At 65.7% G+C, this 12,483-nt stretch carries 13 protein-coding genes and 1 pseudogene; 5 read left to right on the top strand and 9 right to left on the bottom strand.

The window, feature by feature from the left end:
* Positions 1 to 13 precede the first annotated feature (13 nt).
* Entirely contained in the window at positions 14 to 1,150 is a 1,137-nt protein-coding gene (locus H8F26_RS12175; RefSeq protein ID WP_197153730.1) for an IS5 family transposase, read from the top strand.
* 34 nt (positions 1,151 to 1,184) lie between these two features.
* Here the strand turns inward: H8F26_RS12175 and H8F26_RS12170 are convergent, their stop codons facing one another.
* Genes H8F26_RS12170 through H8F26_RS12160 form a run of 3 tightly spaced genes read right to left on the bottom strand, consistent with a single transcriptional unit; the run spans position 1,185 to position 3,612 of the window.
* Positions 1,185 to 1,358 (bottom strand): hypothetical protein, encoded by a 174-nt coding sequence (locus tag H8F26_RS12170; RefSeq protein ID WP_197154197.1) that lies wholly within the window; start codon positions 1,356 to 1,358, stop codon positions 1,185 to 1,187.
* A 14-nt stretch (positions 1,359 to 1,372) separates the two neighbouring features.
* A complete protein-coding gene (gene devC, locus H8F26_RS12165; protein ID WP_197154195.1) occupies positions 1,373 to 2,521 on the bottom strand; it encodes an ABC transporter permease DevC in 1,149 nt (382 codons plus the stop codon).
* Positions 2,518 to 3,612 carry an HlyD family efflux transporter periplasmic adaptor subunit gene (locus tag H8F26_RS12160; protein WP_231605170.1) on the bottom strand — a complete coding sequence of 365 codons (1,095 nt, stop codon included), beginning with the start codon at positions 3,610 to 3,612 and terminating at the stop codon, positions 2,518 to 2,520. Before H8F26_RS12160 ends, devC begins: the two co-directional genes overlap by 4 nt.
* 44 nt (positions 3,613 to 3,656) lie before the next feature.
* On the opposite strand from H8F26_RS12160, the gene H8F26_RS12155 reads away from it, so the two are divergent.
* Both H8F26_RS12155 and H8F26_RS12150 read left to right on the top strand, forming a co-directional pair.
* Positions 3,657 to 4,328 carry a TetR/AcrR family transcriptional regulator gene (locus tag H8F26_RS12155; protein ID WP_304623223.1) on the top strand — a complete coding sequence of 224 codons (672 nt, stop codon included), beginning with the start codon at positions 3,657 to 3,659 and terminating at the stop codon, positions 4,326 to 4,328.
* A gap of 101 nt (positions 4,329 to 4,429) precedes the next feature.
* Complete coding sequence (locus tag H8F26_RS12150; protein ID WP_197154191.1) at positions 4,430 to 4,813, top strand: hypothetical protein; 384 nt, start codon at positions 4,430 to 4,432, stop codon at positions 4,811 to 4,813.
* A gap of 96 nt (positions 4,814 to 4,909) precedes the next feature.
* Here the strand turns inward: H8F26_RS12150 and H8F26_RS12145 are convergent, their stop codons facing one another.
* The 4 genes and pseudogenes from H8F26_RS12145 to H8F26_RS12130 form a co-directional block, all read right to left on the bottom strand.
* Positions 4,910 to 5,116, bottom strand: coding sequence for a hypothetical protein (locus tag H8F26_RS12145; RefSeq protein ID WP_231597808.1), 207 nt, complete (start codon positions 5,114 to 5,116; stop codon positions 4,910 to 4,912).
* Between the two features lie 16 nt (positions 5,117 to 5,132).
* Positions 5,133 to 5,402 carry a high light inducible protein gene (locus H8F26_RS12140; RefSeq protein ID WP_197154189.1) on the bottom strand — a complete coding sequence of 90 codons (270 nt, stop codon included), beginning with the start codon at positions 5,400 to 5,402 and terminating at the stop codon, positions 5,133 to 5,135.
* A gap of 96 nt (positions 5,403 to 5,498) precedes the next feature.
* Positions 5,499 to 6,152 carry a class I SAM-dependent methyltransferase gene (locus tag H8F26_RS12135; RefSeq protein WP_197154187.1) on the bottom strand — a complete coding sequence of 218 codons (654 nt, stop codon included), beginning with the start codon at positions 6,150 to 6,152 and terminating at the stop codon, positions 5,499 to 5,501.
* Positions 6,153 to 6,155: 3 nt separating this feature from the next.
* A pseudogene (locus H8F26_RS12130) lies at positions 6,156 to 7,467 on the bottom strand (cytochrome P450).
* A gap of 320 nt (positions 7,468 to 7,787) precedes the next feature.
* On the opposite strand from H8F26_RS12130, the gene H8F26_RS12125 reads away from it, so the two are divergent.
* Positions 7,788 to 8,492 (top strand): peroxiredoxin-like family protein, encoded by a 705-nt coding sequence (locus tag H8F26_RS12125; protein WP_197159183.1) that lies wholly within the window; start codon positions 7,788 to 7,790, stop codon positions 8,490 to 8,492.
* Between the two features lie 40 nt (positions 8,493 to 8,532).
* On the opposite strand, the gene H8F26_RS19455 is transcribed toward H8F26_RS12125, so the two are convergent.
* Entirely contained in the window at positions 8,533 to 9,744 is a 1,212-nt protein-coding gene (locus tag H8F26_RS19455) for an SHOCT domain-containing protein (protein WP_231605168.1), read from the bottom strand.
* 452 nt (positions 9,745 to 10,196) lie between these two features.
* The gene (locus tag H8F26_RS12115) at positions 10,197 to 10,364 is read right to left on the bottom strand and encodes a hypothetical protein (protein WP_197154185.1); all 168 of its coding nucleotides are present in this window, start codon (positions 10,362 to 10,364) and stop codon (positions 10,197 to 10,199) included.
* Between the two features lie 573 nt (positions 10,365 to 10,937).
* Between H8F26_RS12115 and H8F26_RS12110 the strand changes: the two genes are divergently transcribed.
* Positions 10,938 to 12,428, top strand: a complete 1,491-nt coding sequence (locus H8F26_RS12110) for an IS66 family transposase (protein WP_197153750.1) — start codon at positions 10,938 to 10,940, stop codon at positions 12,426 to 12,428.
* Positions 12,429 to 12,483: the final 55 nt, after the last annotated feature.

Raw genomic sequence — 12,483 nt, 5'->3', positions numbered from 1 at the left:
TGCCCCAGGTTTGATGCGAGGTCAGCAGGAGCGCAGCGGCTCCTTGTTCTCCTACGTCTCGATCGAGGAGCGGATCCCGACCAGCCATCCACTCAGGCGGATTCGCAAGCTGGCGGATCAGGCCCTCGATCGACTCAATCCCACCTTCTGCAGGTTGTATGCCTCAGAAGGGAGACCATCGGTGCCGCCAGAGCAGCTGCTGCTGGCCTCGTTGTTGCAGGCGTTCTACGGCATCCGCTCCGAGAGGCTGCTGCTGGAGCAGGTCCACTACAACCTGCTGTTCCGCTGGTTTGTGGGCTTGAGCCCTGACGATGCGATCTGGCATCCGACCACATTCACCAAGAATCGTGATCGGCTCCTCACTGACGACGTCATGGGGCTGTTCCTGGAGAAGCTGATGGGAGCACCCGAGGTCAAACCGCTGCTCAGTGACGAGCACTTTTCGGTGGACGGCACGTTGCTCCAGGCCTGGGCGTCACACGCTTCCTTGGAGCGGATCGATGGCCAGGAGGATCCTCCGCCTCCGCCCACAGGTCCTGGCGAAGGATTCGGTGCTCCCAAAGAGGGAAAGAAGCGCGCCAAAGGGGACTTTCGCGGCATCAAGCTCAGCAACGAGACCCACCGCTCCAGCACCGATCCTGAGGCACGGCTGGCCCGGAAATCGAATGCCCATCCAGCGCAGCTGAGCTATCGGGGCCATGTCCTCATGGACAACCGCCACGACCTGATCGTCGATTGCCGCGTCACCCAGGCCACGGGCACCGGTGAGCGGGATGCCGCCAAAGAGATGGCAGCAGACCTCACCGGTGCCCACCAGAAGACCGTCGGCGCCGACAAGAACTACGACACCAAAGGGTTTGTCGCTGAGATGCGGCGGATCGGTGTCACGCCCCACGTGGCCCAGAACACGGCCCGCAGCGGTGGCTCAGCCATTGATGGCCGCACCACCCGTCACGTGGGCTACTCCAAATCGATCAACGCCCGCCGGGGGATCGAAAAGGTGTTTGGTTGGATCAAGGCGTTCGGAGGGCTGCGCCAGTTCAAACTGCGCGGTACCGAGAAGGTCGGCGCCGTGTTTGGCCTGCATGTGATCGCCTACAACCTGATCCGCCTGGGCAACCTGCTCAAGCCCGCGATGGAGGCGGCATGAACAGCCCGTTGTCCAGAGGTGTGCCCAATAGGCCTCAACCAATGCCTTGCAGAGAGGCCAACGATGCCGAAATCGGGCTGTTTGCGGCTCTGATAGCCGCCGATCCGTCTTTTTGAGCCGGAAATCCACTGATGCCTGTGGAAAACTGGCTCGTGGGTTGGTTTTTCAGCAAACTCTTAAGCCCCTGAATCGAGATCGCGCTGGCCATGGCGGGGCTCCTGCTCAGAACAACTCAGCCGGGTCGGCCGCCTGCAAGCGCCGCGTCGCGATCGCCCCCGAGGCCAGACACATCACCAGCGTCAGCACAAACACCGTGATCGCCCGTTCAACGGTCATGGCGATCGGCAGGCGCGTGGCATTGGCGGCCAGCGCATACAGCCCCACCGGCATCACCGCCCCGGGGATGAAACCGAGCGCCGCCAGGATCAGGGCCTGCTCCATCACCACCAGCAGCAGATAGCGGTTGCGGAAGCCCATCGCCTTGAAGGTGGCGTATTCGCGCAGGTGGGCATTCACATCCGTCGACAGCACCTGATACACGATCACCACCCCCACCACAAACGCCATGGCCGTGCCCAACCCGAAGATGAAGCCCACCGGGCTGGCCACCCGCCAGTAGTTCTCCTCGAACTGGATGAAATCGGCGTCGCTGAGCACCTTCACATCATCGGGAAGATGGCGTTTCAGGGCCTCCACCACCGCGGCGGTGTCCTGATCCGGCGCCAGGGTGAGCAGCCCCACGCTCACACTGCCGGCGCTCACCCGCGGAAACATCCGCAGGAAGGTCTGGTCGCTGGCCATCAAGGTGCCATCGGCACCAAACGAGGCCCCCAGCCGGAACAGACCCGCCACCGTGATCGTGCGCCGCTCGATCTCCGTGGTGACCCGCTCACCCCGATCGATCCGATCGATCACCTCGGCGTACTGGCCCCGTGCGCCCCGGTCGAACAACACCGTATCGGGCAGTTTCAGCGCATCGGCCTGGGCCATCACCTCCGGCAGCCGCAGCACAGCAGCGTCGGGATTGAAGCCCAGCACCTGCACCGTGGCGCTGCGCAGGGTCTGGGGATTGCGCCAGGTCACGGTGCGGATGTACAGCCCCTGGGCATCCACCACCCCGGGCACATCCAGGGCCTGAAACAGGCGGCGGCGGGGAAAGGTGGAGAGGTTCTGCAGGTTCAGCGCCTTGGGGCTGATCAGCACCACATCGGCGTTGAAGGAACGATCCAGCCGGGTGTTGCTGTCGTACAGCGCCGCCTGGAAGCCCAGCTGCATGAACATCAGCAGATCGGCGAAGGCGATGCCGGCCAGCGCCACGATGAAGCGGCCCCGTTCGTGGCGCAGCTGCAGCCAGCCGAGGGGGGTTCTCATGGGCCGATCACCGCGCGCACCTGCAGGTTGGTGAGGCCCGAGGCCCGCAGGTTGCTCTCCGGCGTCAGCGGCGCCCGCACCTCCACCACCCGGCTGTCGCTGTTGGCGCTGGGGTCGGTGTTGATCACGCTCTGGCGCAGCACGATCGCGCCGATCAGACCGACCCGCCCCTCCAGCGGACGCGGCAGGGCCGGGCTGCTGATCCGCACCGGCTGGCCCGGCTTCACCCGCGGCAGGTCGCTTTCATACACCTCCGCCACCACCTGCATGCGCCGGGTCTGGCCGATCTGAAGGATCCCGGCGTTGCCGGGCGATTCGCCGGCGCGGGCGAACACCCGCAGCACGCTGCCATCGATCGGGGAGCGGATCAGGTTGTCGTCGCGCGCGGCCTCAGCCTGTTGCAGGTTGGCCTGGGCCTGTTCGAGGCCGCGCTGGGCCGCTTCCACATCGAGATCGGTGCCGCCGGAGCCCGCCGTGCTGCGGGCCCGCTGCCGCTCCAGCAGCACCCGGGCTTCCTGCAGCGAGGCGCTCACGGTGTCGAGGGTGAGCTGGCGCGCGTCGCGCTCCTCGGCCGACACCGCCCCGCTGGCGAACAGGGCCTGGTACCGGCGGGCTTCTGTGGCCGCCGTCCGTTGCTGGGCCTCAAGCGAGCGCACCTTGGCCAGCTGGCTGGCTTCGCCGCTGCCGGCATCGGCGCGGGCGATGGCCAGCCGCGAGCGCAGCAGGTTCACCTCCGCCCAGGCGGCGGCCACGGACGCCTCGAGCTGGGCCTGGTTGTCGAGCACCGCCAGCAGCTGACCGGCCTTCACCCCATCCCCCTGATCCACCAACAGCCGCTGCAGCCGGGGCTGGGCGCCGCTGGCCGTGGGCGGGGCAATCGTGCGCACCTCACCGATCGGCTCGAGCCGGCCGAGGGCCGTCACGGTGCGGATGGGTGGCTCGGCGGCAACCGGTGGGGGAGGCGCCGCCCGCCGCACCAGCGCCTGCCGCCCCACCAGCACCGCCGCCAGGAGGCACGCCCCACCGCCGAGGAGCAGCAACTGGCCGCGGCGCGTGCGGAGCCAGGTGGCCTGCATGGATCCGTCGTCCAACTTCTATTACTATACGGTTTAGTTCAGTTTTTGGTTCTGGATTGGTGCCGTCTCCTCCCGCCAGTTCCGCCCGGCGTCAGCGCTCCCTGCGCAAGCGTGACGCCATCCTCGAGGGGGCCCGCGGCGAGTTCCTGCGCCACGGCTATGCCGCCGCCTCCATGGACCGGATCGCAGCAGCGGCAGCCGTGTCCAAGGCCACCGTCTACAGCTATTTCCTAGACAAAGAAGCCCTCTTCCGTGCCCTCACCGAGCAGATGGTGGGCCATCGCCTCTCCGGCCTGTTCGGCGCTTCACCCCAGCAGGCCCTGCCCGCCGAGCCCGCCGCCGCCCTGCGCGAACTGGCCAACCGCTGCCTCGCCAGCCGCCATACCCATCCGGAGTTCCTCTCCTTCCTGCGCCTGGTGATCGGCGAATCGGAGCGGTTTCCCGAGCTGGCCAAGACCTTCGTGAGCCAGCTGGAACGCACCGGCGTGGGTCAGGTGGTGCAGTTGTTTTCTGCCACGCCCACCAGCCAGCCCGACCTGCGCGCCCGCATCTTCATGGGTGCCCTTGTGCATCTGATCCTCATGCAAGACCTCCTGCATGGCAGCGAGGTTGCCCCCGTCGACCGGGATCAGTTCGCCGACCTGCTGGTGCATCTGATGAGCGCGTCGGTCGGTGGAGAGGCCACGGCGGAGGGCACAGCAGAGGTCGATCGGATGGCCAACGAGTGCTGAATGGAGCGACAAGCGCCTCGGCACATCGGTTGCTCAAGCCCAGGGCAACCTCACGAGCAGCAAGGGGATTGCGTCATCCTGGCGATCAATGCACCGGTGCCGTGACTCAGCTTCTGGCCCTGCTCCTGGCGGTGTTGCTCGCCGTGCCGGGCGCCCATGCCGCCGAACAGTTCAGCTGCGCAGGTGATCCGCTCAGCGCGGAGGTCTTTCAAGGAGCCGTGGATGCCACAGGCATCCCCAACAGCAATGGCGGCACTGTGCCTGGTGCGTTCATCGTGATCCGGTGGCGGGGCGTCAGCCTGCAGCTGCCACGCACCAATAACGCCGGTCCCCTCAGTTACACCGACGGGCGCTGGTGGTGGCAGGCGCTCGATCCCGACCGGCCTGAGTTCTCACAACGACGTGGAGACCTGGAGCGCTACAGCTGCGAGCGGCTGCCTCAGGCCATGGGCGCTGGCACGGGTGACGATGCTGAGGCTGTGTGAAATCGTGACCTCTGGCCCGAGATTGGACCTGTGTGTTCAAGAGAGAGCCGAACAACAGGGATCTGTCCAGCGATGGTGGCGACGGACCCAGAATGTTCAGGGCCTGGGGATACCGAGCAATTCAGCCCCATACTGCTCACTGAACATGGCCTGAAGCTGCCATGCTCTCAGCAGTGACTTGGAAACCCTGCGGAGGTCTTCCAGTTCGGTGCAGCTGTCGATGGCTCGTGAATGAGCCTCGACAAAGAACTCTCTGTTGATGGAAAGAGACTCAGTCATGGCAATGGCGATGGGGTTGGGCAACCGAATCGGCTCAGCGTCAACCGATGCCCAGCAGGCCGCGGGTGAAGGCTTCGCCTCCCAGGGCGAATTCGGTGGCCAGCAGGGCGATGAAGCCGAGCATGGCCATACGGCCATTCAGCTTTTCGGCGCGCTCGTGGAAGCCCCAGCCGCGCTCGGCGCTCACCACTTCCATGCGGGGTTCCGTGGCGAAGGCATTGAGGCGACCACCGTCTTCGGTGGTGACAGTGGCACCGCGGATGGCGGCGCGATCAAGGGCGTTGGGAGCAGAGAGAGTGGCCTGGGTCATGGGTGGAGCGATCTGAATGAGAGAACTGTAACAGATTATTACGGGTTCCCATCGATCTGCCGTTTCGCGGGCGTCTGCTCGATCAGCGACAAGCCGCTAAGCGCTCGGCTTCTCGGCGACCACCGCAAAGAACGGATCCCCCTTGCCGCCCAGCCAGCCCAGCGGTCCTGCCGCCCGGGTGGCTTCGGCGATCAGCTTCGGCATGGGCCAGCCCTGCGCCACCAGCACCCGGGCGACGATCTCGAGATGGTCCCGGTCGTCGCCATCGGTCCAGATCCGCGTGGCCTTCTGAGCGAACATGCGGTTCGAGAAGGACACGATCAGCTGGCCGCCGGCTCGCACCACCCGCAGCAGTTCGGCCGCCACCTGCTCGGGCTGCTGCAGGTATTGCCAGCCGGCCACGATCAGGGCCGCATCAACGCTGCCTGACTCCAGGGGCAGGCGCTGATCGACGTTGAGGTTCTGCACCCAATGGCGGCTCAGCCGTGGGTTGGCCTCCAGCTCCCTGGCATTGAGGCCATGACCGATCACCTCGACGGCGCTCAGGGTTTCGGGCAGATGGCTGACCCAGCTGCTCATCAGATCCAGCACCACCGCCCCCGGCGGGATCCTCTCCTGGTAGAGCGCCGTGAGCCGGCTGCGAAACGCCCCATCGAGATGGTGCACAAAGCGGGGTTCGGCATAAAACAGGCCGTCATCGGAGCGATCCTGTTTCCAGCGGTCCTGCGCGCTCAGCACGGGATTGGCCATGGTTCACTCCACTCCAACGGGATCGGTACTGCAGGCCCTGGGACGCGGACAGACCAGCAGGCCGTCCTTGGGCGAGGGGCTGGGGATGATCGCCAGCGTCAGGTTCTGATCCGGCTCCAGCGCCAAGGTCAGCGGCTTCAGCAGCCCCACGATCAGCAGCCGGATCTCCAGCTCCGCCAGCGCCTTGCCGAGGCATACCCGCTCACCACCGCCAAACGGCAGCAGGGTGGCCGTGCAGGTTCCATCCAGATGCCGCTGCGGCCGGAAGACCTCCAGATCCTCCGTGGCGGAGCCGTGGCGATGGCTGGCGACGATGCTCACCTGCACCACCCGATCCGCCGGCACCAGCACCCCATCCAGGGCAATGGGCTGCCGGGTCAGGCGAAAGAAGCCCCCCACCGGCGGGGTGAGCCGCATCACCTCCTGCACCACCGCATCGAGCCACGGAGCCCGAAGGGCGTCGTAGGCGGTGGTGGCCTCCCCCGGTGGAGGGGGCCAGGGCAAGCTGTCGAGCTCCTGCTGCAGCCAGGCCAGCTCCGCTGGATGTTGCAGCAGGGTCAGCACCAGGCAACTCAACGCCGAGGCGGTGGTTTCGTAGCCGGCGAACAGCAGCAGGAGCAGCTGCTCCGCCACGTCGTCGTCGCCCAGGGGCAGGCCGGCCTCATCCAGACCTCCGGCCAGCAGATCGAGTCCGCCGGCAGCGAGGGGCGCTCCGGAGGCAGCGGCGGCCTGCGCCTTGTCGAGCACCGCGCCCAGGCGCCGCAGCAGCCGCTGCCGGGCCTGGCGGGCCCGGGCAAAGGGGCTGCCGGGCAGGGCGAACGGCAGAGAGAAGAGGCCCTGGCACCAGGTTTCGAAATCGACGAAGGGCATCGCGATCGTTCGGATCGAGCCCCAGCACCGTGCTGGCGATCACATGGAAGGCAAACCGCCGCAGCCTGGGCACCAGGGCCAAGGGTGCTTCGGCGCTGAGCAGCTCCTGGCTGAGCGCATCGACCAGGGCCACGATCGCGGGGCTGTAGCGCTTCAGGGCCGCGGAGGCGAACAGCTGACCCACCACCCGACGGCGGGCCTTGTGATCGGCCCCGTTGCGGTTGGCCAGCGACAGGGGCCCCAGCAGCTGCCGCACACTGTCCGGCCACCAGCCCTCGATGGATTCGCTCTGGGCGAACAGGTCGCTGATCGCCCGTTCCCCCCGGATGAAGACGGTGCGCTGCCCCAACAGGGTGGTTTCGTGGACATCGCCATAGCGCTCGAAGTTCGAGCGGGCGAAATCAGGGTCGCGAAAGAAGGCCAGGGTCTCCAGCACTCCGCTCACCGCTGGCGTGCGGGGCAGGGGCCGAAGGGTGTCGGGATCGGGGGGCAACCAGCGTCATCCGCAGTGGTTCCCAGGCTGGCAGCCAGCAGAGGGCATCGCGACGCCGGGGCCTGCAGACCAGGGGTTGATCGCTGGCACGGAAGCCTGTCAGGAACGCGCCACGATGGTCACTCCGTGATTGCGCTGTGACCTTGCCCGGCCCTGATCCCTCCACCACCGATTCCGCTGGCCCTGATCCAGTCGGCGCTGCTCCAGCTGGCAGCGAGGCGCGAGAGGCTGCACCCGCTGCCCTGCTCGAGCGGCTGGTGGGGGTGGCCGGAATGGAACGGGGACACCGCCGACTGGTGCTGCTGCTGCCCCAACTGGGGGATTTCGACAGCCTCGAATACGCCCAGGCCGTGGTGGCGGCCCTGCCGCAGCTGGAGTCTGCCGGCATCGCCGTCCTGGCGATCGGCATCGGCCATGAGGACAGCCGCCAGCGGTTCTGCTCCTTCACGGGGTTTCCGCTCGAACGACTCCAGGTCGATCCGGATCCCCAGCTGCATCGGGCCCTGGGGCTCTATGGGGGCTTACGGGGGATCGGCGGGCCCTGGCCGAACCTGCTGCTGATGTGCGCCGGCATCGGTTCGCCCGGCACCCTGGCCGAGGTGCTGCGCGGCTACACGGGCGATCGAGGAGCTCCCCAGCGGATCGCCGACGACGAGACGATCCGGGCAGGTCTTTTGCCGCCGATCAAGGGGTCGTTCTTTGCCAGAGCTGGTGGAACGGGATTCCAGCGACCCTTCGAGCTGGCCACGGTGCGCCTGCGCAACATGACCGAAGTGCTGGGCCACTGGCGCACCTACGTGCCCTCCGACGACCACCTGACCCAGAGGGGCGGCACCTTCCTGCTGGAGGCCGACGACACCCTGCTCTACAGCTACCGGGATCGCGGCATCCTTGGCTTCTCGGCAACCATGGCCAGGCCGCTCAGCTTCCTGGATCCTTTCCTCACGCCATCAGGCGGAGAACCTCAGCAGCCGTGAGATCCTGCGCGGCCCGAGGCGGTTCATCCCCTGCGAGGGATCAGAGCCGTGCCAGCAACTCGGCCTTCTTGCTGCTGAATTCCTCTTCGGTGAGGATTCCCTTGGCCTTGAGATCCCCGAGGCGCTCCAGGGCAGCGTAGGGATCATCAGAGCCGCCGGTTGTCGCGGTCGCGGCAGGGGCGGTGGCGTTGGCGGGGGCAGTCGCGGCGGTGGTGTTGGGGTCCGTCGCGGCAGTGGCGGTGGTCTGCGCCGGGCCTTCGGGGGCCAGTTCGCTTGCCAGGCTGATCTCCGGGAACTGGGACAGGGGCCGATCGCCCTCCGGTGTGGAGAGGATCAGATCACCGGTGCCGCTCTGAAGGGAGACGCCGCGGATCGCCTGGCCGCCCACATCAAACACCCTGCAGTGGCCGCTGTGCTCCACCGCCAGCCGACCTGCAGCGGGGAACACGGCGTAGCGCAGCTCGTTCTGGGCACCGCTCGAAGCAGGAACGCCGAGCTCAGCCGGCCACCAGCTCGGCTGCTGCTGCATCATCGCCATCGGCTCCATGGAACCCATGGGCTGCATGGGGCTCATGGGTTGCATGGGGCTCATCGGTTGCATCTGCATGGGAGCCATCACCGCGGCCTGATGCTGTGAGCCCGAGCCACTGCTGCTCTGCTGTTGAAGGCCGCCAGCGTGGCTCTGCTGCTGCTGGCTGAAGCCGCCGGCGGGCGAGAAGCTGCTGAGACTGACGCTCCCAGCCGGGGTGGAAAACACCATCCCACCGCCACCTTGCTGCTGGGAGAAACCAGCGATCTGGTGGCTGCCGGTGTCGTAGACGCTGACCTGACCGTTGACGTCCACCGCAAGCCGCCCCGCACTGGGGAAGACGGCATAGCGTACGCTGTTCTGCTCACCGGTGGCTGAAGGGGCACCAAGCTCGGCGGGCCACCAGGACTCGCGGGGGTCGGGAACGAACAGTGGTGCTGCCGATGCCGCCGCTATGGGTTGAGACGCAATGGCCGCCGACACATCACGGCAGAGGCCATCAACCCGGGCCTTGAGTGCGTTGTTGAACATGTCGCCGATCATCAACATGCCACCTGGCATCCACTGACCGGAGCCACCGAACTCGGGGTGGTTGAACTGAGCCATGCCACCACGACTGCGGAGCATGGCCTGCATCATGTGGACGACGGCGGCATCGCTGAAGCCGTGACGCTCGCCGAGTCCCCGGGCGACCTGGACGCCTTCCTGGGTGATTTGTTCCATGGTGAACTTATTTGAGCCTCAATGTTCAGTGGTCGAGCCTCTGGTGCCAGAACTCTCTGCTGCCAGAACCCTGGATCGCCAGGGGGAAGTGCCAGGGAGTTGTGTCAGGGGCAGGAATGGCTGTCAGATCACCTTATGCAACCAGCGGCTTGGCCCTGCCAAGCCTGACCCGGTGCTGACTGACTGACATATCGGCGAGAACCTCTGCACCAGAAAGACTTTCAGCTCATGCCCCGGGCCAGAGGGGCTCCCGGAAGGGTCCGCGAATCCCATCCAATCGGGCAGGCATCCCAGGGCCCCGCTCCTTGCCGAGCGGCTCAGCCGGCTGCTCCCTGGCTGCGCGTCCAGCCATCTGCTGGTCTTGCCCTCATGGTCGCCATCGGCGTGCTGGTGGACAGACCCTGCCCGGGAGCCGGGTGCCGATGGGAGACGCGACAGCCGAAACAGCAAGATCAGGTGGCAATGGTGACCAACTGATAGATGGCAGCGTCGAGCTCTGGCGAGACAATCGTACCGTCATAAAGCTGAACAGATCCAATATAGGCCTCGCCATACACTGCTTTTTCGCCGGAGTCGTAAGACTTTTTTATGACTTTGAGAGTGCCGATATCCAGCGACATGAACGTCCAGTATCCACGGCTTAGCTTATCCTTGGAAATTTCTGTGCCGGTGATTTCGTCCAGCTTGGCGATGAAATCATGATTGCTGCTTGCTTGGTCAGCACTGGATTCCTCGTCAGGGAATCATGTCTCCCCCTTTCAGATTGCTTGACCAGCAGCAGCACCCAAAGGGTCTGCCTCAGAGATAAAGCAGATCGTATCCGACGTGTGAGCTGGCAGGGCCTGGATCGCTGCTGGCCGCCATGGGGATCCTGAGTGATGTCCAGAGCAAGCGCTGGGAGCCTGGACAGGTCTCGCCCATGGTTCTGATCAACAGTACGCACAGTCCGCCCCGAACCCTTGCAGCACTGGGCCTTTCAGCAAGCCAAGCAACTCGCAGTGCACAGTCATGCGACGATCACCGGGCTGCGATTTCTTTCAGCGCCCGATAGATTGCCGAGTAGGCAACAGCATGGGACGCGCCTTCAAGGTATCCGTTCAGGGGGCGTGACAGCTCGCGGCGAACATCGGCCCTGCTGAACCCTTGACGACAGCTTGATTTCCGGTTGCATCTCAGGTAGAGACCCGCCTGTGATGACCGCACATCCGGCTGGAATTCCAGAAGCCGACTGGCTGGAAACTCCCGCCAGCGTCAGAGCGCTGATCAACGCCCAGCAGCAGGAGATCGAGCTGTTGCGCGGCCAACTCACCTCCTTGGCCACCGAGTTGGCAAACCTGCGTGAGCGGATCGGACGCAGCTCTCGCAACTCATCCAAACCTCCCTCCAGTGATGGTCTGGGTTTTAAGCCGCCAGAACGGCGCAAGGGCAGTGGCCGCAAGCGGGGCGGCCAGCAGGGCCATCCCGGATCCGGACCAGAGCTGCTGTCGATCGAGCGGGTGGATCAGGTGGTGGATCACCACCCTGATGCCTGCCGCCGCTGTGGCACCTTGCTCCAGGGAGAGGATCTCGATCCCCTGCGCCATCAGGTGATCGAGATCCCGCCGATTACCCCGCTGGTGATCGAGCACCGGCTGCATCGCCTGGTCTGCCCCTGCTGTTCCACCAGCACCTGCGCCTCGTTGCCGGCGGATGTGGAGGCCAGTCACTACGGCCCAAGGCTCAGTGCACTGGTGGGCCTGCTGGGCAGTGCCTTTCCGTTGAGTTTCAGCAAGACCCAGGCCCTGCTCCAGCAGCTGGTAGGAGTGGAGATGAGCCGCGGCGCGATTGCACGGGTCCGCCAGCGCTTGAGTGCAGCACTGGAGCAGCCCATGCAGGAGGCCCTTGCTTTTGCCCGCGTGCAGCCGGTGGCCTACGTAGATGAAACTGGCGCCCCCACCGGCAATGCCGACGGCAACAATCCCACTGGAAAGCGGGGCTGGCAGTGGGTCATGGTCACCGCCGTGGTGACGGTATTTGTGCAAGGGCTGAGTCGATCGACGACCGCTGCCATCGAGCTGCTGGGGAACGCCTTTGGCGGGATTGTGGTGAGCGATCGCTTCTCGGCCTACAACCACCTGCCCACCAAGCAGCGCCAGCTGTGCTGGGCGCACCTGATCCGCGACCTGACGGCCATCGCCGAACGCCCGGGCGCCAGCGCTGAATTCGGAGCCCAGCTGCTGGGCCTGCAGCAGCAGCTGTTTGGCCACTGGCACCGCTACAAGGAGGGAAAGATTGACTGGCCCGCCTTGCAGCAAAGCTGCCGGCCGATCCGCCAGACCTTTGAGACCACGCTGCAGCGGGTAGTAGAGCTCGGCTACCAGCGCGGCGAGCGAACGCCTTGGGCCAGCACAGTGCGCACGTGCCAGCAGCTCCAGAAGGTGACAGGTGGGTTGTGGACCTTCCTGGAGAACGAGGGAATAGAGCCCACCAACAACGCCGCAGAACGTGCCCTGCGCCAATCGGTGATTCAGCGCAAGATCAGTCAAGGAGTCCAATCCCGCCAAGGTGCGATCTGCCGGAGCCGCCTGCTCACGGTCACCACTACCCTCAGGCAACAGGGGCGGGATGTCTGGGAGTTCCTGGAGCAGGCCTGGATCGCCCATCACCGCGATGGGGTGATGCCGTCACTGCTGAGCGATCCCTGAAGGCAGAAGAAAGGACAAGGAAGAGTCTCTGATCGCTCAGCGGTGAGCGATCAGG

The organism is Synechococcus sp. CBW1006 (assembly GCF_015840525.1).
Lineage (GTDB): Bacteria > Cyanobacteriota > Cyanobacteriia > PCC-6307 > Cyanobiaceae > CBW1002.
This window is presented reverse-complemented; position numbering and strand designations above follow the sequence as displayed.